The sequence below is a fragment of the Methylobacterium frigidaeris genome, from assembly GCF_022179185.1.
GTDB classification, from domain to species: Bacteria; Pseudomonadota; Alphaproteobacteria; order Rhizobiales; family Beijerinckiaceae; genus Methylobacterium; species Methylobacterium frigidaeris.
Window position 1 is genome coordinate 1 of record NZ_BPQJ01000029.1, and the last position, 24,140, is coordinate 24,140.

General features: G+C 69.5%; 20 protein-coding genes. 4 read left to right on the forward strand and 16 right to left on the reverse strand.

From position 1 onward, the window contains the following. The coding region (locus tag MFF64_RS24590) for a hypothetical protein (RefSeq protein ID WP_238192686.1) at positions 1-1,298 on the forward strand (1,298 nt) is incomplete at its 5' end. Positions 1,299-1,383: 85 nt separating this feature from the next. Here the strand turns inward: MFF64_RS24590 and MFF64_RS24595 are convergent. The 3 genes from MFF64_RS24595 to MFF64_RS24605 form a co-directional block, all read right to left on the reverse strand. Then, on the reverse strand, positions 1,384-2,298 hold the full coding sequence (locus tag MFF64_RS24595; RefSeq protein WP_238192687.1) for a carbohydrate ABC transporter permease: 915 nt from the start codon (positions 2,296-2,298) through the stop codon (positions 1,384-1,386). Continuing rightward, positions 2,295-3,164, reverse strand: a complete 870-nt coding sequence (locus MFF64_RS24600; protein ID WP_099907592.1) for a carbohydrate ABC transporter permease — start codon at positions 3,162-3,164, stop codon at positions 2,295-2,297. The genes MFF64_RS24595 and MFF64_RS24600 overlap by 4 nt, the downstream gene beginning before the upstream one ends. A 124-nt stretch (positions 3,165-3,288) precedes the next feature. Continuing rightward, entirely contained in the window at positions 3,289-4,668 is a 1,380-nt protein-coding gene (locus MFF64_RS24605) for an ABC transporter substrate-binding protein (RefSeq protein ID WP_099907594.1), read from the reverse strand. A 313-nt stretch (positions 4,669-4,981) separates the two neighbouring features. Here MFF64_RS24605 and MFF64_RS24610 point away from each other — a divergent pair, with 313 nt between their 5' ends. Continuing rightward, positions 4,982-6,070 carry a mandelate racemase/muconate lactonizing enzyme family protein gene (locus MFF64_RS24610; protein ID WP_099907595.1) on the forward strand — a complete coding sequence of 363 codons (1,089 nt, stop codon included), beginning with the start codon at positions 4,982-4,984 and terminating at the stop codon, positions 6,068-6,070. 4 nt (positions 6,071-6,074) lie between these two features. Here the strand turns inward: MFF64_RS24610 and MFF64_RS24615 are convergent, their stop codons facing one another. Then, positions 6,075-8,486, reverse strand: a complete 2,412-nt coding sequence (locus tag MFF64_RS24615) for a heavy metal translocating P-type ATPase (protein WP_099907597.1) — start codon at positions 8,484-8,486, stop codon at positions 6,075-6,077. A 135-nt stretch (positions 8,487-8,621) separates the two neighbouring features. Between MFF64_RS24615 and MFF64_RS24620 the strand changes: the two genes are divergently transcribed. Further along, positions 8,622-9,260: a DUF1007 family protein gene (locus MFF64_RS24620; protein WP_099907598.1), complete on the forward strand. Its 639-nt coding sequence runs from the start codon at positions 8,622-8,624 to the stop codon at positions 9,258-9,260. Here MFF64_RS24620 and MFF64_RS24625 read toward each other — a convergent pair. The 11 genes from MFF64_RS24625 to MFF64_RS24675 all read right to left on the reverse strand — a co-directional run bounded on the left by MFF64_RS24625 (position 9,227) and on the right by MFF64_RS24675 (position 21,447). Further along, positions 9,227-10,567: an ATP-binding protein gene (locus MFF64_RS24625; RefSeq protein ID WP_099907603.1), complete on the reverse strand. Its 1,341-nt coding sequence runs from the start codon at positions 10,565-10,567 to the stop codon at positions 9,227-9,229. The two genes, MFF64_RS24620 and MFF64_RS24625, sit on opposite strands and share 34 nt — an antisense overlap. 76 nt (positions 10,568-10,643) lie before the next feature. Continuing rightward, positions 10,644-11,777, reverse strand: a complete 1,134-nt coding sequence (locus MFF64_RS24630) for a lysylphosphatidylglycerol synthase domain-containing protein (RefSeq protein ID WP_099907600.1) — start codon at positions 11,775-11,777, stop codon at positions 10,644-10,646. A gap of 169 nt (positions 11,778-11,946) precedes the next feature. Next, on the reverse strand, positions 11,947-12,576 hold the full coding sequence (locus tag MFF64_RS24635; RefSeq protein WP_238192688.1) for a uracil-DNA glycosylase: 630 nt from the start codon (positions 12,574-12,576) through the stop codon (positions 11,947-11,949). Next, a complete protein-coding gene (locus MFF64_RS24640; protein WP_099901161.1) occupies positions 12,573-13,325 on the reverse strand; it encodes a PIG-L deacetylase family protein in 753 nt (250 codons plus the stop codon). Before MFF64_RS24640 ends, MFF64_RS24635 begins: the two co-directional genes overlap by 4 nt. A 61-nt stretch (positions 13,326-13,386) precedes the next feature. Next, the gene (locus MFF64_RS24645) at positions 13,387-14,622 is read right to left on the reverse strand and encodes a glycosyltransferase family 4 protein (protein WP_238192689.1); all 1,236 of its coding nucleotides are present in this window, start codon (positions 14,620-14,622) and stop codon (positions 13,387-13,389) included. Continuing rightward, a complete protein-coding gene (locus tag MFF64_RS24650) occupies positions 14,619-15,443 on the reverse strand; it encodes a sugar phosphate isomerase/epimerase family protein (protein WP_238192690.1) in 825 nt (274 codons plus the stop codon). Before MFF64_RS24650 ends, MFF64_RS24645 begins: the two co-directional genes overlap by 4 nt. Next, positions 15,440-16,996, reverse strand: a complete 1,557-nt coding sequence (locus MFF64_RS24655; RefSeq protein WP_238192691.1) for a YcaO-like family protein — start codon at positions 16,994-16,996, stop codon at positions 15,440-15,442. The genes MFF64_RS24650 and MFF64_RS24655 overlap by 4 nt, the downstream gene beginning before the upstream one ends. 24 nt (positions 16,997-17,020) lie before the next feature. Next, complete coding sequence (locus MFF64_RS24660; protein ID WP_099907789.1) at positions 17,021-18,064, reverse strand: Gfo/Idh/MocA family protein; 1,044 nt, start codon at positions 18,062-18,064, stop codon at positions 17,021-17,023. After that, the gene (locus MFF64_RS24665) at positions 18,064-19,236 is read right to left on the reverse strand and encodes a class I SAM-dependent methyltransferase (protein ID WP_099907787.1); all 1,173 of its coding nucleotides are present in this window, start codon (positions 19,234-19,236) and stop codon (positions 18,064-18,066) included. The genes MFF64_RS24660 and MFF64_RS24665 overlap by 1 nt, the downstream gene beginning before the upstream one ends. Positions 19,237-19,327: 91 nt before the next feature. After that, positions 19,328-20,254: an HD domain-containing protein gene (locus tag MFF64_RS24670; protein ID WP_099907785.1), complete on the reverse strand. Its 927-nt coding sequence runs from the start codon at positions 20,252-20,254 to the stop codon at positions 19,328-19,330. Between the two features lie 2 nt (positions 20,255-20,256). Then, entirely contained in the window at positions 20,257-21,447 is a 1,191-nt protein-coding gene (locus tag MFF64_RS24675; protein WP_099907782.1) for an inositol-3-phosphate synthase, read from the reverse strand. A 331-nt stretch (positions 21,448-21,778) separates the two neighbouring features. Between MFF64_RS24675 and MFF64_RS24680 the strand changes: the two genes are divergently transcribed. After that, positions 21,779-23,038, forward strand: coding sequence for a transglycosylase SLT domain-containing protein (locus MFF64_RS24680; protein WP_099907780.1), 1,260 nt, complete (start codon positions 21,779-21,781; stop codon positions 23,036-23,038). A gap of 117 nt (positions 23,039-23,155) precedes the next feature. Here MFF64_RS24680 and MFF64_RS24685 read toward each other — a convergent pair whose 3' ends face one another. Then, positions 23,156-24,109 (reverse strand): cation diffusion facilitator family transporter, encoded by a 954-nt coding sequence (locus MFF64_RS24685; protein WP_099907779.1) that lies wholly within the window; start codon positions 24,107-24,109, stop codon positions 23,156-23,158. Positions 24,110-24,140: the final 31 nt, after the last annotated feature.

Sequence of the window (24,140 nt, forward strand, 5' to 3'; positions counted from 1 at the left end):
GGCTTCGGCAAGGTCAGCCGGCTCGTGCACCGCGCCAAACCCCCTGGGTAATTACAAAATATGTTCCATCTCCCAAGTTTAGGCAATTAAGTAAGCAGGAACAAGTCTCAAAATTGGCCGACTCAAAAAGTCAGCTTCTGATAGCACTACGTGAAGCCACTCAATCAGAGCGATTTGACGAGATTATCACAAACGAGTTCGAAGGCTTGCCTGACGACGACTCACGAAGATTGTTCATTATTATTGGGATAGCGACACTTGCGAGAGTTGGCATAAGCATCGAGGCCGCCAAGGAAGCATATAGCTATATTTCAGAGAAGAGAAGCTTCGACCAAGCAATGAGCCCACTAGATGGAATAGTATCAGAAACTGAAGCCGGCCGTCTGGTCGCCAGACATGATTTGTATGTTAGACATATCTTGGATAGCGTTACCAATTTTGACGAAATTGTCAAAGCAATCACAGCTACACTAAAAACTTATCGCAAATTTGATATACCCGTCATAAAAAGTGTCGCACGCACGGACTATACTCTTTTCAAGTATGTTACAAATCATTCTTTTGTTATAAATATCGCCAAGAGCCATGGGCAAATCAAAAGAGGTGCAGAAGTTTATCAAGATTTTGAGGTAGATTTCCAGCTTGATGGGCATTTTTGGCTCCAGTACGGCCTATATATGGCTGATATTAATAAACTCGGCTCTGCAATTATAATGCTGAAAAAATCTATCGAAGCGTATTCGGCCAATGAGTTCGCCATCCATGCTCTTGCTGATATAGAACTGAGAGTCGCAAAAGATCGAATAAATTATGATGCCACCGCAAGATCTTTAATAAGCAATGCCGTGAAATCACTTACGGCTCAAGATGCGAAGAGTCAAATTACAACTGATCAGTATCCGATTGTAACTCTGATCAACGGCCATCTAAGCGCACTAATCAAACATGGTCAACGGGAACTTGCTAGGGAGGCAGCAGTAAGATACTTTGATCGAATTCAGCAACTTGAGAAAGAAACTGACTCGCCCGCGCTTCAAAAGGCTAAGGCGAGAGTTATAAGATTTACCACGTTTGGAGAGTGGTTCGAAAAATCACGCCGGAGCGACAAGCATCTCAATTCAGGCCGGGATGTGATCAAAAAGAGAAATTTCAACAAACCAAAGGGCAACCCTAAACATGAAAAAGCTCAAATTGCTAAGCCCCCTGTGAAAGTCGAGAGTCACGAGGCGCCCAAGAAACGGCGCCGAAATAGGAAACGCAATAAACCTCTCGCTCCACCTGAAACTAAAAACACATAAGTGCAAAGTGCCGATAAAAATGATGTCGGCCACGAATTTATCCGTGGCCGACATTGCAGACTAAACTGCTAGATCTATCGGCAATTCAGCTCTTCACCGCCCCAGCCGTCAACCCACCCACCATATACCGCTTGAACACGTAATAGATCGCGGCCGGCGGCAGGGCGTAGATCAACCCGGTGGTCATCAGCAGCTCCCACGGCGAGTCATCCGCCGCCAGGAAGCTGCCCAGGGCCACCGGCAGCGTCACGTCGGTGTCGCGCGACAGGAGCAGGAAGGCGAACAGGTACTCGTTCCAGGCGAGCAGCAGCGCGTAGACGCCGATCGCGACGAGCGACGGGACCATCAGCGGCAGGTAGACGAAGCGGAAGAGCTGGGGCGGCGAGGCGCCGTCCATGATCGCGGCTTCGTCCAGCTCCACCGGCAGCTTGTCGGAGGCCTGCTTCAGCACCCAGATCGCGTAGGGGCTGGCGATCGTCACCATCGCGAGGATCAAGGCCCACTTCGAGTTGAGCAGCCCGTAGGCCCCCATCGTCTTGTACATCGGCACGGCCAGGAACGCGGCCGGGATGAAGTAGGTGAACAGCGCCATGTTCATCACGGTCCGACCGCCCTTCACCTTCAGGCGGCTGATCGCGAAGGCCGCCGCGGTGGCGACGAGCAGCGTCAGCACGCCGGTCGCGAAGGCGATGACGGCCGAGTTCCAGAATTGCTGCCAGAAATTCGACAGGAAGTAGTGCTGCTGCCCGAACACCACTTTGAAGTTCTGCAGCGTCGGGTGGGCCGGGAACAGCGCACCCGACATCGCGTCCTGCTTCGGCGAGATCGCGAACAGGACGAGGTGGTAGATCGGGATCACGGTCCAGAGCAGGACCGGGATGCCGACGAGGAGGAGCTTCGCCTCGGTGCCGGCGGCGCGCAGCCAGTTGGTCCGGGCGGCGGAGCGCTCCTCCGCCGAAGGCGTCGCGAGGGACGCGCGGGCCGTGGTGGTCGTGCTCATTTCGAGAGCCTCTTCATCAGCACGTAGACCAGCGGCAGCACGAACGGCATCGCGCAGACCACCGCCGCCATCGAGTGGTCGACCTGGTCGAGCCGCAGGTACCGGATGCCGAGCGTCGCCAGCACGTGGGTCAGGTCGGCGGGACCGCCGCCGGTGAGCAGGTAGACCGAGTTGAAGTCGCCCAGCGTCCAGATCATCGACAGGATGGTGCAGGTCACGTAGAGCGTCCGCATCGACGGCCAGGTGACGTGCAGGAACTTCTGCCACTTGGTGGCGCCGTCGACGGAGGCCGCCTCGTAGAGATCGGCCGAGATGGCGAGGCGCCCGGCGAGCAGGATCAGCGTCCAGAACGGCAGCGACTTCCAGATATGGACGCCGATGGCCAGCGTGAGCGCCAGCGACGGGTCGTTGAGCCAGTTCGGGCCGTCATCGCCGGTGAAGCGGAAGATCAGCGAGTTCACCACGCCCCATTCGGGGTTCAGCATGAACCGCACCGACAGGATCGTCGGGATCGACGGCACCGCCCAGGGCAGGATGAACAGCACCGACAGCCAGCGGATCCACTTCCGCTCGTTGGTGAAGAAGCCCGACAGCATCAGCGCGATCGCCATCTTCACGTTGATGCCGACGATCAGGAAGATCAGCGTGTTGACGACGGCGCGGGCGAAGATCGGATCTTCGGCCAGATGCACGTAGCTCGCGGGGCTGCGCGCCAGCCACAGCCCGTAGCCGATCGGGTAGATGACGAAGAACAGGAAGATCAGCAGGTAGGGCGCGATCAGGATCAGCCCCCAGGCCTGCCACGAGGTCAGGCGGAAGGGCTGGGCCGCGGCGACCGGCGCTGCCTCAGCGACCGTTGCGGACATGGTCGGTCTCCTCAATGAAGCCCTGCCGCGGGCGACACCGGATGGGGCCTGGTCGAAAGCGGTGAGCCGGATCCGACCATGAAGGGCGGACCCGGCTCCCGAACTCAGCGCGTCGGTCGGGCGATTACTGCCCGGCGATCTGCTTGATGCGGGTCAGCATCTCGTCGGCGGCCTTCTCGACCGGGACCTTCTCGCTCACTACCCGGTTCATCGCCTTGGCGAACACGTTCTCGTTGTTGACCAGCGTGAACTTGTAGTTCTTCACGTAGTCGAACGGCTCGGTGCCGGACTTGAACTGGTTGTAGACCGCCTTGCGGTGCTTGTCGGCCTGCCAGAACGGGCTCTCGATCGAGTCCTTGGTGACCGGGAACCAGCGGCCGATCGCGCCCTCGACGTAGGGACGGAGGTTGTCCTCCTCCATGATGAACTTCACGAACTCCTTGGCCGCCGCCTTGTTCTTGGCGCCCGAGAAGACCACGCCCTGCTTGACGTCGGCGCGGTAGGTCATCGGCTTGCCGTCCGGCCGGTTCGGGAACGGCGCGGTGATGATGGTCTCCTCGTAGGCCTTCTTCGAGGCCTCGCGCTGCTCAGGGGTGTTGTTCGGGTTGACGCTGTCCTCGTACCACTTCGCGGCGATCGAGATGGTGAAGTTGTGCGTCATCACCGTGGTGCGGTTGTGGAAGGCGACGTTGTTGTCGGGGTCCTTCCAGGTCGTGGCCGAGGGCGGCACGCAGCCCTTGATGTAGGGGTCGGTGTAGTCCTTCAGCGCCTTGACCACGCCCTCGCGGGTCTTCGGGTCATCGACGGTCAGCTTGCCGTCGCTGTCGACGAGCTTGGCGTCGTAGGCGTCCATGAAGGCGTAGAAGGACTGGAAGCTGTCGGTCGATTCCACGCCCATCGGCGCGCCGATCCCGTAGGCGCGGGTGCCGGACGCCTTGCGGTAGCCGGGCTGGACCTTGTCGCACCAGAACGCCCAGTAGTCGGACCACTTCTGCGGGATGTCGGCCTGCTTGAAGCCGGCCTTGTCGAGCATGTCGCCCCAGATCTCGGTGTGGAGCGTCTGGCGCTTGAGCGGGAAGCCGTAATAGGCCTTCTTGCCGGTCTGGCCGTTCATGAGCAGCACGTGCTCGACGGTCTGCGGCGCGAAGCGCGGCATCATCGGCTGGAGGATGTCGGTGAGGTCCTCGAGCTTGCCCTCGAAGGCCCACTTGCCGGCGGCCTGGTTGTTGTAGGTGTCGGAATAGCCGACGTCGGGCGGCGAGCCGGAATCGAGCGCCGCCACGGTCTTCGGGATCATGTCCTGGATCGCGTATTGCGACAGCTCGACCTTGATCCCGGTCTTCTGCTCGAACTTCTTGATGGTCGCCCAGAGCGACTCGTCCTCGGACCGATAGAAGCCCTTGCTGAACCAGACGGTGAGCGTCTTGTTGTCCTGCGCCACGGCCGGCAGCGCTGCCATAATCAGCGCGCCCAGCGACACCGCCCCCGCGATCACCCGCTTCATCGATCGATTCCTCCCACGCGCCCCGTTCGTCGGGCGACTTTCCGGCATATCAGCACGGGACGGCGCGCGAGGCAATTCCGCGGCAGTCAACACAAAGTATGAACGCGCGAAATCATATTGCGCCCTACAGATTGGCGGGTGCGCGCAGTTCCGTCATAGGGCAGAATACTCTTGCCAACAACACCTCCGCCCTCATGGATCGTGCATCACAACCATGTCTTGACGATAGGGCTATCCGATCATAGGCCATAATCATAACACCGGACTGACCTGTCCGGGAGCGGCCGAAGAGCTGCAAAAAGGGAGGAGCACCATGCCCCGCATCGTTTCGCTGGAGGCCGGCTACTATCGCGTGCCGCTGGCCGTGACCCTCAGCGACAGCATGCACGGCGACATGCCGGCCTTCGAGCTCAACACCGTCGTCTTACGCGACGCGGACGGCGCGGAGGGCATCGGCTACACCTATACCTGCGGCCGCAACGGCGCGGCGATCGACGCGATCCTGCGGCGCGACATTCCCGAGCAGATCGTCGGGCAGGAGGCCGACCGGATCGAGCACCTGTGGCAGCGGATCTGGTGGGGCCAGCATTACGGCGGCCGCGGCGGGGCCGCCGTGCTCGCCCAGTCGGCTCTCGACATGGCGTTGTGGGACCTGAAGGCGAAGCGCCTCGGCCAGCCGCTCTGGACGCTGCTCGGCGGCCACGACGCCAGAGTGCCGTGCTACGCCGGCGGCATCGACCTGCAGCTACCCCTCGACCAGTTGCTGCGGCAGACCGACGACAACCTCAGGAAGGGGTTCCGGGCCATCAAGATGAAGGTGGGCCGGACGCGCCTCTCCGAGGATGTCGAGCGGGTGCGTGCGATGCGCGAGCACCTCGGTGACGGCTTCCCGCTGATGGTCGACGCCAACATGCGCTGGAGCGCCGACGAGGCGATCCGCGCCGCACGCGCCCTGCAGCCGTTCGAGCCGTTCTGGCTGGAGGAGCCGGTGATTCCCGACGACGTCGCCGGCCAGGCCCGGGTCGTGCGCGAGGGCGGCCTGCCGATCGCCGCCGGCGAGAACCTGCGGACCTTGTGGGACTTCAAGCAGCTGATCGCGGCGGGCGGCGTCACCTTCCCGGAGCCGGACGTGACGAATTGCGGCGGCGTGACCCCGTTCATGAAGATCGCGCACCTGGCGGAGGCCTTCAACCTGCCGGTCACCTCCCACGGCGCGCACGACGTCACGGTGCACCTGCTCGCCGCCTGCCCGAACCGCTCCTACCTGGAGGCGCACGGCTTCGGCCTCGACGCCTACATCGCCGAGCCGCTGGCGATCGAGGACGGCTTCGCGGTGGCGCCGGACCGCCCGGGCCACGGCATCGCCTTCGACTGGAAGGGCCTCGACGCCATCCGCGCCTGAGGTCTCACGCCCGCCGGAGCCGCAGCGCGTTCCCGACCACGAACACGCTCGACAGGGCCATGGCGCCGGCGGCCAGCACCGGCGACAGGGAGGGCCCGCCGACCGCCCGCAGCACCCCCGCCGCCACCGGGATCAGCGCCACGTTGTAGGCGAAGGCCCAGAACAGGTTCTGGCGGATGTTGCGCATCACCGCCCGCGACAGCCTCAGGCCCTCGGCGACGGAGGCGGGATCGCCGGCCATCAGCACCACGTCGGCGCTCTCCACCGCCACGTCGGTGCCGGTGCCGAGCGCCAGGCCCGTATCGGCCTCGGCCAGCGCCGGGGCGTCGTTGATGCCGTCGCCCACGAAGGCGACCGGGCCGTACTGGGCACGCAGCGCCTGGACGGCGTCGCGTTTGCCGGCGGGCAGCACCTCGGCCAGCACCGTGGCGATGCCGAGGCTGCGGGCGACGCCCTCGGCGGTGCGCCGGTCGTCGCCGGTGACCAGCGCCACCGCGAGGCCCTGGCCGGTCAGCGCCCGCACGGCCTCGGCCGCCCCGGGCTTGACCGGGTCCGACACCGCCAGCAAGGCCGCCGGAACCCCGTCGAGGGCGACGTAGAGCGGGGAGCGCCCTTGCGCCGCCAGGCGTTCGGCCTCGGGCGCCAGCCCCGAGAGGTCGAGGCCGGCGAGGTGGCGGGCGGCGCCGACCGCGACCGCCTGGCCGCCGGCCCGGCCGGTGATGCCGTGGCCCGGCACCGCCGCGACCTCGCTCACCGGCGGCACGTCGAGACCCTTCGCCGCGGCGGCAGCCACGATGGCCCGGGCGATCGGGTGCTCGGAGCGGGATTCGAGGGCGGCAGCACTGGCCAGCACCGTGTCGGGGTCGAAGCCGGGGGCGGGGATCAGGTCGGTGAGGGTCGGGCGGCCCTCGGTCAGGGTGCCGGTCTTGTCGAAGGCGACGACGCGCACCTCCTCCAGGGCCTGGAGCGCCTGGCCGCTGCGAAACAGGACGCCGCGCTCCGCCGCCCGGCCGGTGCCGACCATGATCGAGGTCGGGGTGGCGAGGCCCATGGCGCAGGGGCAGGCGATGATCAGCACCGCGACGGCGTGGACCAGGGCCTCGCCAAGGGCGGGGGCCGGCGCGAGGGCGAGCCAGGCCAGGAACGTGACGAGGGCCAAGGCGAGCACCGCGGGCACGAAGCGGGCGGTGACCCGGTCGGCGAGGGCCTGGATCGGGAGCTTCGCGCCCTGCGCCGCCTCGACCATGCGAACGATCTGCGCCAGCGCCGTGTCGGCGCCGACCCGCTCGACCGAGACGGTGAGCGCGCCGGTGCCGTTGACGGTGCCGCCGGTGACGGGATCGCCCGGCCCCTTCGCCACCGGCACCGGCTCGCCGGTGAGCATGCTCTCGTCGATGCGGGACCGGCCCTCGACCACCCGTCCGTCCGCCGGCAGGCGCTCGCCGGGGCGGACGCGGACCCGGTCGCCAACCGCCAGCTCCGCCGCCGGCACCTCGGTCTCGGCGCCGTCGCGCAGGAGGAGCGCGGTTTTCGGCGCCAAGCCGACGAGGCGGGCCACCGCTGCCCCGGTCCGGCCCCGTGCCCGCGCCTCCAGGCTGCGCCCGAGCAGGATCAGGGTGACGATGAGGACCGAGGCCTCGAAATAGACGTGGGCCGCTCCCACGGGCAGCAAGCCGGGGCTGACGGTCGCGACCAGGGAGAACAGGTAGGCCGCGCCGGCGCCCAAGGCCACGAGGGCATTCATGTCCGGATGGCCGCGCAGCAGCCCGGGCAGGCCGCGGGCGAAGAAGCGTCGGCCGGGGCCGAACAGCACCAGGGTGGCGAACACGGCCTGGATGCCGGCGCTCCAGGCCCCGGGCAGGAGGCCGTGGCCGGCGACGTGGCTGCCCATGTCGAGCACCACGACGGGGAGCGAGAGCAGGGCGGCGAGGATCAGGTCGCGGGTCAGCGTCCCGGCCTCGCGGGGAGCGGCGGGCGCCGCCATCTCCGCCGTCGCCGGGCGGGGCTCGTAGCCCGCCTCCCGCACGGCCACCTCGAGGGACTCGAGCGGCACGAGGCCGGCGGGGTGGCGCACGGTCACCCGGCCGGTGGCGAGGTTGGCGCTCGCCTCGCGCACGCCGGGCACGGCCTCGAGCACCCGCTCGACGCGGCCGGTGCAGGACGCGCAGGTCATGCCCTCGACGGCGAGTTCGCTCACCGCCTCCGGCACGGCATAGCCGGCACCCTCGACCGCCTCGGCGAGCGCCCTGGGGTCGTTGTCGGGGGTGAGGTCGAGGGTCGCACGGCCGGTGGCGAGGTTGACGGCGACGGACTGCACGCCCGGTACCCGTTTCAGCACACGCTCGACCCGGCCGGTGCAGGATGCGCAGGTCATGCCCTCGACGGGCAGGGTGAGGCGGCGGGCGGATGCGGTCATGGTGCGGTCTCCCGGACCCGATGTGGGGTGCCGGGCGGCCCTGCGATACGGCTCGGATCGAGGCTGCGCCCTGCACCGCGAACATGGTTTCGCCGTGCTCAAGCTCCAGAGCGCGGGGCGAAGCGGGAGCGGGCGATGATCGGGCGGTTTCTGGTGGCTGTGGCGATGCTGTGCGGCGGGGCGGGGGCGGCGCTGGCGCATCCCCATGTCTGGGTGCAGGCCCGGGCCGAGCTGGTGCTCGACCAGAAGCGTAACCTGGTGGCGATCCGCGAATCCTGGACCTTCGACCCGGAATACTCGGCCTTTGCCGTGCTGAACCTCGATTCGAAGCGCGACGGCGTGCCGGACCAGAAGAAGCTCGATGCGATGGCCGTCGAGCGCCTGGAGGCGATGGCCGAGACGGCGTTCTTCACGCAAGGCAAGCTCAACGGCCGCCCCCTGGCCCTGAAGGGCGGCCCCGCGCCGAAGGCGAGCTTCTCGGAGGGGCGCCTCACCCTCGATTTCACGCTGGTGCCGCAGGCGCCGACCGGCCCGGTGCGCAACCTGGTGGTGAGCTTCGACGATCCGGACTTCTACGTCGCCTTCGGGCTGCCGCCGGGGGATCCGGTCAGGCTGTCGGGCAGCACGGAGTGCGTGCTGAAGCTCAACCGCCCGGCCCGGCAGGCGAAGGAGGGCGAGCAGCTGATCCCCGACGAGGAGGCCACCGGCACGCCGGGCGCGGCGGCAGCGGCGGCCGCCGACTATACCGGGCGCCTGCTCGTCGCCTGCCCCTGATCCGCGGTGGTCTTCGCATCGCCGTGAGCCGGGGTCAGGGCCGGGATCAGCGCGCGGAAGGTGGCCCCCTCCCCCGGGGTGCTCTCGATCACCAGCCGGCCGCGATGGCGGTTGAGGATGTGCTTGACGATGGCGAGGCCGAGGCCCGTGCCACCCTGCTGGCGGCTGGACACGGCATCGACCCGGTAGAACCGCTCGGTCAGGCGCGGCAGGTGCTCGGGGGCGATGCCCGGGCCCTCGTCGCGCACCGCGATCTCGACCTGCGGCGGCCGGCCATCCTCCGCCGGCAGGGTCTCCAATCGCAGCTCGACCCGGCCGCCGTCGCCACCATACTTCACGGCGTTCTCGACCAGGTTCTCGATCACCCGCAGGATCTCGTCGCGGTCGCCCAGCACGCGGTGCGGCCCCGACGTCGCGTCGAGCGTGATGGCGACGCCGCGCTCGCGGGCGATCACCCCGAGCGCATCGGCGATCTGGCGGGCGAGCGGACCGACATCGACCACCTCGGTCGGCGGCACGTGGGCACGCAGCTCGATGCGGGAGAGCGACAGGAGGTCGTCGATCAGCCGGGTCATGCGCAGGGCCTGCACCCGCATGATGCCGAGGAAGCGCTCGCGCGCCTTGGCGTCGTCCCGGGCCGGGCCCTGCAGGGTCTCGATGAAGCCGAGGAGCGAGGCGAGCGGGGTGCGCAGCTCGTGGCTGGCATTGGCGACGAAATCGACCCGCATCGTCTCCAGGCGCTGGGCCGAGGTGAGGTCGCGCAGAAAGAGCACGAGGTTCGGCCCGGCCCGCCCGGCCTCGCCGCCCTGCATGGCGCCGATCTGGACCTCGAAGGTGCGCTCGGTCGGCACCCGCGGGGAATAGACCGTCTTCAGCGGCTCGCCGGTGCGGAGCACCGTCTCGATGCCGTCGAGCACGTCGGGGTCGCGCAGCGCGAAGGAGAGCGGGTGGCGGGGCCGCAAGGAGGGCAGGAGCGCCCGGGCGGCGGCGTTCGACTCGATCACCAGGGAGCGGCGATCGATCAGGATCACGGGATCGGGGATGTTGGCGAGCAGGGCCTCGGCGAGGCCGTGGCGGCCCCGCCCCGGCGCGGCATCGGAGCGCGGCACCGGCTCGCCCCGGCGCGGCGCCGCCGCGAGGCCGCCGGCCAGGAGGGCGACGAGGCCGGCGAGCCCGGTGCCGAGATCGAACCCGTGACGCCAGGCCTGGATGGCCAGGACAACCAGCACGGCGCAGAGCGCGCCCCGCCAGGCCGCCCGCCGGGCGGCGGTGAGGGCGCCGGAGGCGCCGGGCAGGAACGGCGGCATCGTCGTCGGGGCGGCGGGCGGCAAGGCGGCAGGCGGCAAGTCGTCGGGCGGCAAGTCGTCGAGCGAACCGCCGGGCTCAGGGCGTCGGGTCGCTCTCGGCGGCATCATCGTCAGGCGCCTCCCGCGGGGTGAGGCGCGCCCGCTTGGCGATCTCATAGGCGCCGAGCGCCGCGAGCGCCACCACGAACGGGATCAGGTAGTAGCAGACCCGGAACAGCAGCAGCGCGCCGAGCACCGATTCCCGCGGCAGGCCCGAGAGCGCCAGCAGCACCGTGGCCTCGAACACCCCGAGCCCGCCTGGCGCGTGGCTGGCGATGCCGAGCATCGCGGCGAGCACGTAGATCGCCAGGAAGGTCTCGAAGCTGACGCCGTGGCCGGCCGGCAGCAGCACGTAGAGCACGCCGGCCGCCGCGCAGACGTCGCCGGCGCCGACCAGCATCTGGCTCAGGGAGAGCTTCAGGCCCGGCAGTTCCAGGCGCCAGCCCCGCACCTTGACGCTGCGGCGCCTGAGCGAGACCCAGACGAGGTAGGCGATCACCGCGGCGAGCGTTGCGACGCCGAACCCCTGGTTGAGCAGGACGCTGGTATAGGTGAGGTGCGAGAGCGGCTCGGCCTCGCGGATCAGGCTGATGCCGAGCACCGCCCCCATGCCGAGCCAGAAGGTGAAGCCGGCGACGATGGTGAGCGCCGCGATGCGCCCGGGGCTGAGGCCTTGCCCGGAATAGATCCAGTAGCGCACCGTGCCGGCAGTGAGCAGCGGGAAGCCCAAGTTGAAGCTCACCGCGTAGCTGGTGAAGGAGGCGAGCGCGGTGGTGCGGTAGGGCACCTTCAGCTTGAGCTGGCGGAGCGCCAGGGCGTCGTAGCAGGTGAGGAAGAGGTAGCTCACCACGACGAGCGCGATGGCCAGCCCGATCTGGTCCGGCGTCGCCGCCAGGAAGGCGGTGCGCAGCTCGGCCCAGGTGACGGTGGAGACGAGCTTGCCCAGCACCCCGAGGGAGATGACGAACAGCACGACGCTGGCGAGCGTGCCGATCCAGGCGTAGCGACGCCGGTGGCGGGCGCGGTGCTCCTCCGGGCCCGGTTTGGAGCCCGGATCCTTGCCGGGTTCGTGCCCGGCCGGATCCTCGTCGCGCGGCAGCCCGCCCCCGGCGCCGGCATCGCGCAGGGGTTTGGCCTGCGCGAGGTTCTTGTCCTGCGTGGCGAAGTTCATCGCGTCGGCGTCCGACCCCGCTGGTCGCCGGCGCGAGCCCGCGGCCGATCGCGGCCAGGCTCGCGCACAAAGGTGCCCGGCGGCACTCCGACCGAGCCCCGCTCGCATGAGGGGCCATTTAGGCGCTCTGCCGGCGAATGACCAGCCGGACCATGCGGCGGGCGGGACATCAGCCGGGAAGGCCGAGACGACGCGCCGCCTCGGCGAGGCCGGCGGCGATGCGCTGGGAGACCAGGGGGCTGGTGCAAACGTAGGTCGGGCTCGGATGCGGGATCGCCACCACGGGCAGGTCCGGGTGCGCCGCGGCGAGGTCCGATGCCAGGGTCTGGGAGACGCGGCCGGACAGGACGACGACCGCGAGGTCCGGCATCAGGGCCAGCAACGGCGGCAGGTAGGCCCGCGCTGCCCGGATCTCTCCGGTGCGCGGCGCCCGGTTGCGGGCGCCGGGGGCGTGGATCACCCACGGCACGGCGTTCCAGATCAGGGTGTCGGCCCGCGGGATGCCGGCCTGCGACAGGAAGCGGAAGAGGTTGGCGGCGGTGCCGGTCGGGTTGTCGCGGGAGACGAAGGCGGTGCGGCCCGTGGCCGGGCCCGGAGTCTCGAGGAGGAGGAGCAGGCGGGCCCCCACGCCGCCGTCGAGGGGATCGGCCTCCGGCACCGGCCTGTCCTGCTCGGCCCGGATCCGCTCGGCGAGGCGGCGCAGGGCTGCGAGGTGGGGGCTGGCCTCGACGAGGGCGTGGCGCGCCGCGACGGCGCCGGGGTCGGCCAGGCTCTTCGGAGCAGCCGGTCCACCGCTCACGCGAGGGCGAGCCCGTCCGGCATGGCGCCGGCGAGGCGGAAATGCTCGCGTGCGCCCTCGGCGCCCAGGCGCTCGGCGAGGCCGGCGGGGCCGCCGAACTGGAAGCCGATCTGGCTCGCGTAAGCGGCGCAGGCCGCGTGCTTGGCGGCTTCCTCCTCCGCGGACAGGCGCACGGTGACGGCGGGGAGCCCCGCGAAGGTGTCGCGGAACGGCTCCTTCGGGTCGGGGTGGCGCACGGTATAGGGGAAGTCGCGCCACCACAGGACCGGGCAGGACGGGGCCAGGGCGGCCAGCGCCCGCACCAGCTGGACGTGATCGACATGGCCGCCCACCCCCTGCGGGGCGAGCAGCAGGTCGGGCGAGGCCTCCGCCATCAGGCGGGCGAGAACCGGGGCGAGGTCGTCGGCGAGGGGGTCGTCGGGCCGGGTCTCGGCGAAGAGTTCCGGCGCCGAGGCGTAGCCGCGATGCGGTGCTTCCGTGAGCGCGACGTGGACGGGAAGGTTGAGGCCGAGGGCCGCCGCCGCCGCCCGATCCTCGTCACGCCGCAGGGCCATGTAGTCGACCTCCGGCCCGAGTCCCTTGTCGATCTGGCAGGCCAGCGCGAAGTCCGTCGGCTCCGGTACGCTGGCGGTGAGCAGCGTCACCATCACCACCTGCCATCCCCCGTGCGCGAGCTGCGCCAGGGTGCCGCCGCAGGAGAAGGCGGCATCGTCGAGATGGGGCGAGAGGGCGAGGGCTGTGGGCATCAAGTACTCAAAGGTAACGAATAAGGCGCGGGATCCCCTCTCCCACACGGGAGAGGGGGTGCCCTCACAACAGGTGCGGCTCGGCGCGGAAGCGGCAGCCGGGGTCGTGCGGCAGGTCCGGGTCGAAGGCCGGGTCCGGCCGCTCGCCTTTCACCGCCGCGTAGACCTCCATGATCTGCCGTCCCACCGCCTGCCAGGAATAGACCCGGCGGCACTCCTCCAGGGCGGATGCCGCGAGGCGCGCCCGCAGGGAGTGGTCGGTGATGATCCGGTGCAGGGCGTCCGCCAGGGCCGTCACGTCGCCGGGTTGGACGAGGAGGCCGTTCTCGCCGTCGCGCAGGCAGTCCGAGACGCCGACCGAGTGGGTCGAGACCACGGCCTGGCCCGCCGCCATCGCCTCCAGGATGGTGTTGGAGAAGCCTTCCGCGTAGGTCGGCGAGACGAACACGTCGCCCATGGCGTAGAGGCCCGGCACCGCGTCGTAATCGGCGTAGCCGGTGAAGCGCACCTCGGCTTCCGAGAAGCCGAGATCGGCGGCCAAGGCGCGAGCCGGCTCCACGTCGGGGCCGATGCCCGAGATGATGGCGGAAAAGGGCGTGCCGCGCAGGCGCAGCAGGCTCAACGCGTCGAGGAAGTCGAGCACGCCTTTCCGGCGGTCGACCCGGCCGTGGTAGAACAACCGCACCGGATCGGCGGCATCCCCCGGCTGCCAGCCCTCCGGCGGTCGGAAGCGCGCAGTGTCGACGGCGCCCGGCACGATGGTGAAGCGGTCGGGATCGCTGCCGAGCCGGTCGCAGACCTCGGCCACGAAGGAGCGCCCGCCGATCAGGAGCGCGTTGGCGTGAGCCAGCACCCGCACCATGGCGAGGCGGTGGGTCTCGCAGCAGGAGCCGACCCAGTGGCCGTCGCCGCCCTGGATCGAGACCACGCTCGGCACGCCCAGGCGCCTGGAGGCGATCAGCGTGGCGAAGCCCGTGGGATAGCCGTACTGCGCGTGCAGCACGTCGAAGGGGTTGCGCCCGTGCTCCGCCGCGATCGTCTCGACCATCGTGGCGATGTCGCGCTCGAAATCGCCGCTCTGCTGCTCGCCGATCTGCTCGAGGCCGATCACCCGCACGCCGGGCACCGGCGGCGGCGGGCCGCCGCCATAGACCTTGGTGCCGAACGCATCGCCCCGGTATTGGCTCACCATCGTCACGTCGTGACCGGCACCGACCAACTCGCGCAGCAGGTTTTGGGCATAGACGCTCATGCCGGAGATGGCCGGGAAGTAGCGCCGGCTGACGAAGCAGATCCTCATCGGCGGCACTCCCGGAGATAGCGGAGCGAGTCCGGGATCATCCGGTCGGCCCGGTGACTCTCCCGGGAGAGCTCGACGCAGACGAGCCGGTCGAAGGCGATCGCTTCGAGCGCGTCGAGCACGCCCGGCACGTCCATGTCGCCCTCGCCGAAGGGCAGGTGGATGTGGACCCCGCGCGCCATGTCCTCGATCGCCACGGTGCCGAGCCGGTCGGCGAACTCCGTCACGGCGGCGGCGGGCTCGCGCTCCCGCGTCACCAGGCAGTGGCCGGTATCGAGGGCGAGCCGAAGGCCGGGCAGGTCGAGGGCGGCGTAGTCGTCCAGGGTCTCGACCAGCATGCCGGGCTCGGGCTCGAGCGCCGCGACAACCCGGCGCTCGGCGGCGTAGGCCACGACCTCCTCCAGCCCCGCCCGCAGCCAGGTACGGGCCTCCGCGGGGTCGACGCCGGGCTTCGGCACGCCGGCCCAGAACGACACCGCCTCCGAGCCGAGGATCGCCGCGATGTCGACGGCGCGGTGCAGGAAGGCGACCCGGCGGGCGCGGCCGGCGGGATCCGCCGTCACCAGGGTCGGCTCGTGCTTGGCCCGCGGATCGAGGAGGAAGCGGGCCCCGGTCTCGATCACCGAGCCGAGACCGAGGGTGTAGAGCCGGCCGCGCACCCGCTCCGCCTCCTGAGCCCAGTTCTCCGCGAACGGGTCGAGGTGGTGGATGTCGAGGGTGAGCGCGACGCCGTCGTAGCCGGCATCGGCGATGAGGTTCAGCGCGTCGTCGAGGCGGTGGTTGGCCGCCCCATTAGTGTTGTAGGCGAAGCGCAGGGTCATGCCGCCCTCCCCCGGCGCTCGAGGCGGAACGGCGCGTGGTGCGATTCCGGCTCGCGGTAGAGCGGATAGAGCGGGCCGACGATCTCGTCCGCCAGCGCCACGTCGAACAGCGGCTGGCCGCCGAAGCGCTCCAGGGCCTCCGGGGTCAGGCGCACCGGGCGCAAGGTCTCGCTCGGCTCTCCGAAGCGGATCAGCGGGTGGTCGCGCTCGATGAGCTTAAGCGTGTTGCGCTCGCCGATGCGGTAGTAGCTCATGGTCTCGACCTCGAGCCCCGGCACGATCGCCTTGACGATGCCGACCCCGCCGCCGGGCGGCGAGGCATCGACGTAGAGCACGTCGAAGCCTTGCCCCTCCAGCCGCTCGCGGGCGATGCGGCCGCGATCCTGGCCGGTCGGGGCGGCTTGCGTCGGCAGGTCGGCGAAGCGCTTGGTGGCGCGCTCGGAATAGACCGTCTGGCTCAGGAAGCCGCGAAGGGTCTCGGCCGGCTCGCCGATCCAGTCGAGCATCGCGGCGAGCGCCCTGCCCTCTTCCAGGTCGAGGCTCGGCAGCGCCTTCTCGATGAAGGCATCGACGTAGCCCGGCGGGGTGATCGAGCGGGCGAGGTCGAGCGGCCCGTGTCCGAAGGTCTTGCGCACCCGCGCCGCCTGGAACTCCAGGATCGCCTTGCGCAGGGCCCGCTCGCGGTCGGGATCGCAGGCCTCGCCGCAGGCCGAGAGTGCGATCGGCGCCGGCGTGCGCGACGCATCGACGTCGTAGCCGACGCAGTAGACGTTGGTGAAGCCGAACTGATCGGTGGCGAATTTCGGCATCGCGCGAATCCCCAAGGATTCCAGCCGGTCGAGCATGAAGCGGGTCTCGGGGCCGAGGCCCTCCGAGGTGTCGAGCATCACGCCCTGGTCGAGGGCGCGGAACAGCAGGCCGTTGCCGTCGCGCTGGAGCAGTTCGAGGAGCCCATGCCCGAGGGCGAAGTCGACGTCCGGCCCGGCGCCGAGCCCGTTGGTGATGAGGTTGGTGAAGGGCTGGTAGCCCGGCGACAGCTCGAAATAGTCGGTCGCCGCCACGTCGAGCGGCATCAGCACCGTCTCGCCGGTCCGCGCCCGCACCGTGCCGGTCCATTCGAGCACGGTGTCGCGGTTCACGGGGCTGCCTGCCGGCAGCCCGAGCGTGAGCGGATCGGCGACGGACTTGGCGCCGAACACCCGCACGAGGTCGTGGTAGCTGCCGCGCTCCTTCTTGCGCGGGATCAGCGCCAGGCTCGGCATCAGGTTCTCGGCGATCTCGGCGACCGAGCCGATGATCGCCTCGTCGTCGGTGGCACCGTAGCCGATCCCGCTCGGCATCGCGCCGACGAAGTAGGGATCGTCGAGGAACAGCGAGACGAACCAGCACGGCACCCCGGTGCGATCGAGGGGCGCCAGGGGAAAGCCGACGATCCGGCCCGGCGGCAGCACGTCGAGATAGGCCAGGACCGCGTCCGGCAGGCGCTCGGGGAGCCCCTCGACGACGCGCGTCTGGCCGTAGGTATAGGGGCGGGGTGCGGTGGGTCTGTCCACGATAGAAGAACTCCTCCGCGGGCCTCAGGCGGCCGGCAGGACGGGGGATCGGGCGGGAAGATGCGAGGGGGAGGCGGCGTAGGCGCGGGCGAGGAGCCGCATCGTGTGCAGGTCGCGCTCGGCCGACCACGCGTCGCGTCCCGCCGGATCGCGCAGAGAGTGCCCGAAGGCCCGCACCTGCTCCAGGAACGGCGAGGCTCCCTCGTCGAAGCGAAGCGCCACGGTCTCGCCCGCGGCGCCGTCGGTGAAGGTGACGCTCCCGCCCGATTCCTGGCCCATCGTGTTCTGGGCAACCAACAGGCCCTTCGTGCCGGCGATCTCCAGGCGCCGCCGCGGCAGCGCGTCGGGGCAGTTATAGGCGACGTGCAGGCTCGCCAGCACGCCCGACCCGGTGCGGCCGATGAGGAGCGCGCCGTCGTCGACGGCGTAGTCCTGGGCCCGGGCCTGGGTCAGCGCCGTCACGTCGAGGAGCGGCTCGTCGAGGAGGAAGTCGGTCAGGTCGAGGCCATGGGGGGCGAGGTCCATCAGCGCACCCCCGCCGGCCTGGGCCTGGTCGATGCGCCAGTTCGTCTGCCCTGGAATCGCCGTCCAGCCCCGGTCGAGCCAGCAGGCATAGACGATCCGGACCGCCGTGACGGTGCCGACCCGGCCAGCGCGGATCTCGTCGCGCAGGAGCCGGTGAGCCGGGTGGTGGCGCTGGTCGAAGGCGGTGCCGTAGAGGATGCCGGTGCGGGCCACCGCCGCCGCCATCGCCTCGGCGTCCCCGAGCGAGGCCGCCATCGGCTTCTCGCACAGGATCGCCTTGCCGGCCCCGGCCAGCACCTCGACGGCGCCGCGATGGAGGTGATTCGGGGTCGCGACGTAGACCGCCTCGACCTCCGGCTCGGCGAGGAGCCCGGCGAGGTCGGCATGGCCGTGCGCGCCGAGATCGGCGGCAGCCGCGCGGGCGTCCGCCCCGGGATCGCAGACCGCGACGAGCCGATGGCCGGCGGCCCGGATCGCCGGGGCCATGAAGTCGCGGGCGACCCAGCCGAATCCGACGATGCCCCAGCCGATCGAATCCGGCATCACCAGCGCTCCGGCAGGTCGACGAACTCGCGGATGCGGGCGCGGTCGATGGTGTCAGGCGTCGCCTCCAGGGTCTCGGGGCCCTCGGAGTGCATCGGATAGGTGGCGCGGGCCGCGTACTCGTCGCGGTAGCGCTCGGACGGCCAGGCGATGGCGTAGCCACCGGCGGGATCAGGTCGGTAGAGCGGGTTCAGGCGCAAGGGCGCGCCCTCCCGCGGCAGGGTCAGGCCGTCGACGAGGGGCCGGGGCGCCGGACGCATCCCGGGACCGCAGACGACCGAGAACGCCTCGACGTGGTCGAGGGTGGCGGGCTCGGCCGGCACGGGGGCACGGGCCTCGACGAGGGCCCGGGTCAATTCGTCGTCGTCGTAGACGAGTCCGTCGGGAAACAGTTCCTCGATCTCGGCCGACGAGACCGCGTGCCCTGACGAGAAGCCGGGCCGGGCGCTGTTATGGACGTGGCTGAGCGCCAGCCATCCCTCTTCGCCGGCGGTCTTGCGCAGGCAATCGAGGATGCGGGCCTTCTCGGGCAAGAAATAGAACGCGTCGTGGCACATCACGAGGTCGACGGGCGCCTGGTTGATCGGCCAGTGCGGCGAGGCGGCGTCGAAGCAGACGAGCTGCGGCCGCTGCCCGGCGACCCAGTGGCGGGCGACCCAGAGCTTGGCGAAGACCACGTCGCTCCCCGAGACCCTGACCCCCCTCGCCTGCAACTCGCGCAGGTAGTGGCCGATGCCGCAGGCGAGTTCGAAGGCGCAGGCCGGCTTGTTCCAGTGCGCCTCCAAGAGGGCGAGGCCGGCGAGATAGGTCGGGTCGCTCCAGCGATTGACGAAGTAGTCGCCGACCCTCCCCCAGCCGAGGCGCGCGCAGGCCTCCCGCAACGACACGTACTTCATCTCGCGCACGAGCTCGCGCAGGGTCGCGGGATCGGCCGGCGGACCGGTCCACCAATCGTCCTGGTCGGCGAGCAGGAGTTCGAGGGCGTGGCCGGGCGCGCCCTTGTCGAGATGGCCCAGCACGTCGCGCACCAGGTCGTCGCGCCCGACCCGCAGATAGGGAATGCCGTCGACCACCGGCCAGCGCGGGCCGCGCTTGCCCTCGCGCAGGGAATGGGGCGTGTCGTGGTGCAGCGCCTCGCCGGTCACCGGCGAGAGGAGCCCGAACGGGATCACGGATGCGTTTCCTCGCGGCGCCCGCCGGGCGGCAGGCTCTGACGTGAGATAGAGCACGGGCGCAGACGCCCAGGGGCGTCCGCCATCCTCGTCACGGCAGCCGCATGTCGGCGAGCACCCGGTCGTGAAACCCCTTCACCGGGCCGTCATGCACCAGCGCCATCTCGCCCAGCACCGTATCCATGGTGAGCGAGGCCGCCCGCAGGTGCTGGGCGATCTGCAGCACCCGGTCGATCACGTCGGCGGCGTGGAAGGCGCGGCCCTCCGCCGTCCCGTCATCCGCCAGGATCTTTCGCGACGAGGCGACGACTTCGCGGAGCGGGGCGTCCAGTTCCGCGAGTGCCCGCTCGCTCAAGGTCGCGATGACGGAATCGAGATGATCCCCGAGCAGGATCTCGCCGGTGAAGCCGGCATCCGGCATCAGCGCGTTGTGCAGGTGGTGGGCGAGGGCCGCGACGAAGACCGTCGTCGGATCGGCGCCGTAGAACGGGCTCAAGGCGACGCCGTACGCCGCAACCATCAGGCAGTGCTCGGCGTGGTTCTCCGGCGGTTCGAGCAGGATGCGCGGCTTGCCCGGGCAGGTCACGCCGGCCCGCGGCTGGTCGGCCTGCAGCAGGGCGAAGTGCGGCACCGGACCGGCCGTCCAGTCCTGCGGCGCGGCGAGACAGGCGCGCAAACGGTCCGCGAGGCCCGGATCGAGCGGGCCCGCCACCTCGTCGAAGCCCCGCACCAGCACGGCGGAGGCCTGAGCGGGCGAGAGGCCCGCGGCGGAGAGGAAGGCCGCGTCGAGGTCGCCGAGGCGGGAGGCTGCGAGCGCCTTGGCGGTGATGTCGAGGGCCAAGGCCTCCGGATCGGCCCCGCCGGTCAGTGCCGACCAGGCCTGGAGGAACAGCCGCTCGGCGATCGAGCCGTCGCGCCCGGCGGACCGGACGCGCTTGATGTCGTTGAGCTCGACCAGGAGCTCGCGGAGAGGAAGCGGGGCGTGAGCCCCACCCGCCGCGTCTGGGCTGCCGGCCATTCCTAGTGGACGCCGAGCCAGTCGAGCAGCATCCGCTCCTGCGCGCCGAAAGCGTGCTCGGGGCCGTGGCCGTTCTTGACCATCGGCGCCTTGAAGAAGAGCGACAGCTGCTCCTGCACGCCGCCGTCGCCACGCTTCTTGGCGAGGTCGAGGACGCGGGCGATCTCGATCACCAGCGGAGCCGCCAGGATCGAGTCCTTGCACAGGAAGTTGATCTTGATTTGCATCCGCTGGCCGAGGAAGCCGGTGACGTCGATGTTGTCCCAGGCTTCCTTGTCGTCGCCGCGCGGGCGGTAGTAGTGGATGTGGACGAGGTGGTCCTCGACGGGATAGCCGAGGATCGAATCCAGCACCGTGCCCTTGGTGTTGAGCTTGGACTGGAGCGAATCCTTGTCGTTGAGCGCCAGACCGTCGCGGTTGCCGAGGATGTTGGTCGAGAACCAGCCGTCGACGTGCAACGCCCGCGACTTGAGCGCAGGGGCCAGCACCGTCTTCATCATGGTCTGGCCGGTCTTGCCGTCCTTGCCGGCGACCGGGACGTTCATCTGCTTGGCGAGGTCGACGAGCGCTGGCACGTCGGCAGCGACCGACGGGGTGAAATTGGCGTAGGGGATGCCGTTCTTGATCGCCGCGTAGGCGTAGAGCATCGCCGGGCTGATCGCCTCGTCGCTCGCGTCGAGGCCGCGCTCGAAGGCGGCGGCCGAGTTCAACGTCGGGTCGTCGAGGTCGGGCCAGCGCTCGGTGGAGGCGAGGTTGACCACCACCACGTCGTCGACGCCCGATTCCTCGCGGAAGCGCTTGAGGTCGTCGGCGATGCAATCGACCGCCTCGCGGTGGTCCTTGGCGACGATGCGGTTGCCGCCGTCGATGTTCTTGCAGAACTTGGCGCTGCCGACCGCCGGCCACGGCTTCATGCCGTTGAGCACCTGGGCGCCGTTCTCGAGATCCTGCTTGGTGAGCACGCCATGCCCGCTCGCCGCGGCGCCGAGGTCGTCGCCGTTGAGATCCCAGCCGCCGAAGACGAGATCCTTGTACCCGACCATCCCGGCCACCGCATGACCCGCAAGGGGCAGTCCATCGAGACGGTTCGAGCCGGACTTGATCATCTCGATGCCGGCGATGGCGGTGGTGGCGACAGCCCCACCCATCCCGACGAAAGCGACGCCGACGCGCCGACCGGGCTGCATGCTCATCGGTAGGGATTGTCCTCTTCAAGGCCCGCGGACCCCGGGCGGGGCACCGGGGCAGTCGTTCGCCCACTCCGCGTGGCGACTGGAAATGCTCCGGGGAGTATTTGGTTCCGAGGCGCGCGCGATTTTTTCGCGCCCTCGCGATCGTCCCGGGCAGCCTTTCCAACCTCTCGTTAACCATCTCGCGAGAAACGGTGCCGCAAAATGGCCTCACGCCCCGCCCCGGCCTCGTCCCATTCTGGACACACCGGACGGCCAGAGGTGCCGGCGAGCGAAGCACGAAACACGGCGCGGTTGTCAGGACCGGACCCGCGCCAAGGACAAAAGGTTGGAGATGGGGGTTTACCCGGAGCCGGCGCCCTGCGCCGACGACGCTGGCCGACTCGTGCCCGAGGCGGGCACCGACACCATCCGCTGGCTCGATGCCCGCGAAGGCCATCATTCTGAAGCGCGCGGCCGGACACTGTCCCTGGCCGCCTCGCTGAGCCGCAAGGTCGCCGCGGCGCTCGCCGTCGGCGTCGCCTTCGCGGCCTGCCTGCCGCAGGACGCCGTCGCCCCGGCGGCGGAAGCGCATGACCGGATCGACCTCGCGGCCCCGCGTCCGCCGCTCACCTCCCGCGGCCTATCGCCGGACTGGCCGGGCCCGGCTCTGATCGAGGAGACGCCGAGCACCACGGCGCTGATTCGCGACGACCTCGAGCGGCTGCGGCAGGAGACGCAGCCGGAGACGCAACAGGACTCGCGTCGGGGAACGTCCCTGCACGCGTCCCTGCCTGACGTCCCGCGGGAGATCGGGCAACAGATCCAGGCAGATCCGGCCCGGAGCGAGGACGCGGCACGTGCCGAGCCGGCGCTTCCCGAGGAGACGGCGGACGGGCTGGTGATCTTCGGCGACAAGAAGGTGCCGCGGGTCCTGGTCGAGACCATCGTGCGGGCCGCCCGCGAGACCGAGACCGATCCGGTCTATCTGATGGCGCTGGCCGACAAGGAATCGAGTTTCCAGCCAAGCGTCCGCGCCGCGACCTCGACGGCGGAGGGGCTGTTCCAGTTCCTCACCGGCACGTGGCTCGAGCTGCTGCGCAGCTTCGGCGCCAAGCACGGCTACGCCGCCGAGGCCGAGCTGATCGAGAAGCGCGGCGGCACGTTGGTGGTTCTGAAGGATGCCGACCGGCGTCGGGTGCTTGCCCTGCGGCGCGACCCCTACGCGGCGAGCCTGATGGCCGGCGAGATGATGAAGCGCGACCGGTCGCGGGTGGAGCAGCGCCTCGGCCGCGACCTGAAACCGACGGAATGCTACTTCGCCCACTTCTTGGGAGCCGCCAGCGCGGGCAAGTTCATGGAGCTGACGGCCGAGAAGCCGCATCAGCCGGCCCAGGCCTCGTTCCGGGCCGCGGCGAAGGCGAATCGCAGCCTTTTTTTCCGTCGAGAGGGCCGGAAGACGCGCAGCCTGACGGTCGCCGAGGTCTATGACCGCCTCGACGGCATGATCGACCAGCGCCTCGACTTGTATCAGCCGGTCGTGGCGATTGCGGAGCGCATTGATATCCGCAGGCCGAGCGACGCTCCGCCCGCGGCCTTGAGCCAGCTCCCCTGATGTCACTCCCCCGGGGCCTCATTTTGAGCGAAGCGGCCATGGGGGCAAAGCGCACGGGAAGGACGACCCGTCGCCTCTGACACTGCGATAACACGGGATGCGCCGGCCGGTTCCGGCTCATTCAAGATTTTTTAACGGATTTCTCGCGCCACCCGCGCCGTCGTGCTCCCGCACCGGCAGCTGGAAATAGAGGTGGGCGACACCCGGCAGGCCGTGACGGATCGCGGCGCGCAAGTCCGCGGTCGCGCGGCGCAGGCCATCGCCGGTGAGGTCGGGGGCGAGGTCGAGGGTGACGGCGAGCAGCACTGTGCCCGGGCCGAGCTGCAGGCTGCGCATCCGCTCGATCCGCACCACCCGGGGATCGGCGGCAAGGATCGCCCGCGCCTGCTCGATCACCCGCGGCGAGGCGCTCTCTCCGGTGAGCAGGCTGCGGGTCTCGCGAAACAGCACGCCGGCAGTGGCGATGAGCAGGCATCCGATCGCCACCGAGGCGACACCGTCTCCCTGAGGCCAGCCGAGGAAGCCGCTCGCGACCACACCGACGAGGGCGAGGCCTAGGCCGATCAACGCTGCCCCATCCTCCAGGATGATCGCGAAGGTGCTCGGATCCTTGCTGCGGGTGACCGCCGTCCAGAGCGATTCGCGGGCGAAGCGGGCTCGCATCTCCCGCCGGGCGGTGCGGAACGACAGCCCCTCGAAGACACCCGAGAGCGCGATCACCCCGACATTGATCCACGGCGCCGTCATCGGCTCGGGGTGGCGCAGCTTCTCGATGCCCTCGTAGACCGCGTAGGCGCCCCCCAGCGTGAAGATCAGCAGCGCGACGACGAAGGACCAGAAATACAGCTCGAGCCCGTGCCCGAAATTGTGGCTGTCGTCGGCCGGCCGGGCGGCGCGCCGCATCCCGTAGAGCAGCAGGCCCTGGTTGCCGGTATCGACGAAGGAATGCACCGCCTCGGTGAACATCGCCCCGGAGCCGGTATAGGAGGCCGCCGCGAGCTTGGTGACGGCGATGGCGAGGTTGCCGGCGAGGGCAGCGTAGACGACGAGCTTCGATCCGGTGGGTGCCAACTCTCGATACCTGTTCGACGAACGACCCGAT

Excerpts from the sequence above, each read along its gene's own strand:
- MFF64_RS24595 (WP_238192687.1), bottom strand. The coding sequence starts at position 2,298 with ATGAGCACGACCACCACGGCCCGCGCGTCCCTCGCGACGCCTTCGGCG.
- MFF64_RS24600 (WP_099907592.1), bottom strand. The coding sequence starts at position 3,164 with ATGTCCGCAACGGTCGCTGAGGCAGCGCCGGTCGCCGCGGCCCAGCCC.
- MFF64_RS24605 (WP_099907594.1), bottom strand. The coding sequence starts at position 4,668 with ATGAAGCGGGTGATCGCGGGGGCGGTGTCGCTGGGCGCGCTGATTATG.
- MFF64_RS24610 (WP_099907595.1), top strand. The coding sequence starts at position 4,982 with ATGCCCCGCATCGTTTCGCTGGAGGCCGGCTACTATCGCGTGCCGCTG.
- MFF64_RS24615 (WP_099907597.1), bottom strand. The coding sequence starts at position 8,486 with ATGACCGCATCCGCCCGCCGCCTCACCCTGCCCGTCGAGGGCATGACC.
- MFF64_RS24620 (WP_099907598.1), top strand. The coding sequence starts at position 8,622 with ATGATCGGGCGGTTTCTGGTGGCTGTGGCGATGCTGTGCGGCGGGGCG.
- MFF64_RS24625 (WP_099907603.1), bottom strand. The coding sequence starts at position 10,567 with ATGCCGCCGTTCCTGCCCGGCGCCTCCGGCGCCCTCACCGCCGCCCGG.
- MFF64_RS24630 (WP_099907600.1), bottom strand. The coding sequence starts at position 11,777 with ATGAACTTCGCCACGCAGGACAAGAACCTCGCGCAGGCCAAACCCCTG.
- MFF64_RS24645 (WP_238192689.1), bottom strand. The coding sequence starts at position 14,622 with ATGAGGATCTGCTTCGTCAGCCGGCGCTACTTCCCGGCCATCTCCGGC.
- MFF64_RS24650 (WP_238192690.1), bottom strand. The coding sequence starts at position 15,443 with ATGACCCTGCGCTTCGCCTACAACACTAATGGGGCGGCCAACCACCGC.
- MFF64_RS24660 (WP_099907789.1), bottom strand. The coding sequence starts at position 18,064 with ATGCCGGATTCGATCGGCTGGGGCATCGTCGGATTCGGCTGGGTCGCC.
- MFF64_RS24670 (WP_099907785.1), bottom strand. The coding sequence starts at position 20,254 with ATGGCCGGCAGCCCAGACGCGGCGGGTGGGGCTCACGCCCCGCTTCCT.
- MFF64_RS24675 (WP_099907782.1), bottom strand. The coding sequence starts at position 21,447 with ATGAGCATGCAGCCCGGTCGGCGCGTCGGCGTCGCTTTCGTCGGGATG.
- MFF64_RS24680 (WP_099907780.1), top strand. The coding sequence starts at position 21,779 with ATGGGGGTTTACCCGGAGCCGGCGCCCTGCGCCGACGACGCTGGCCGA.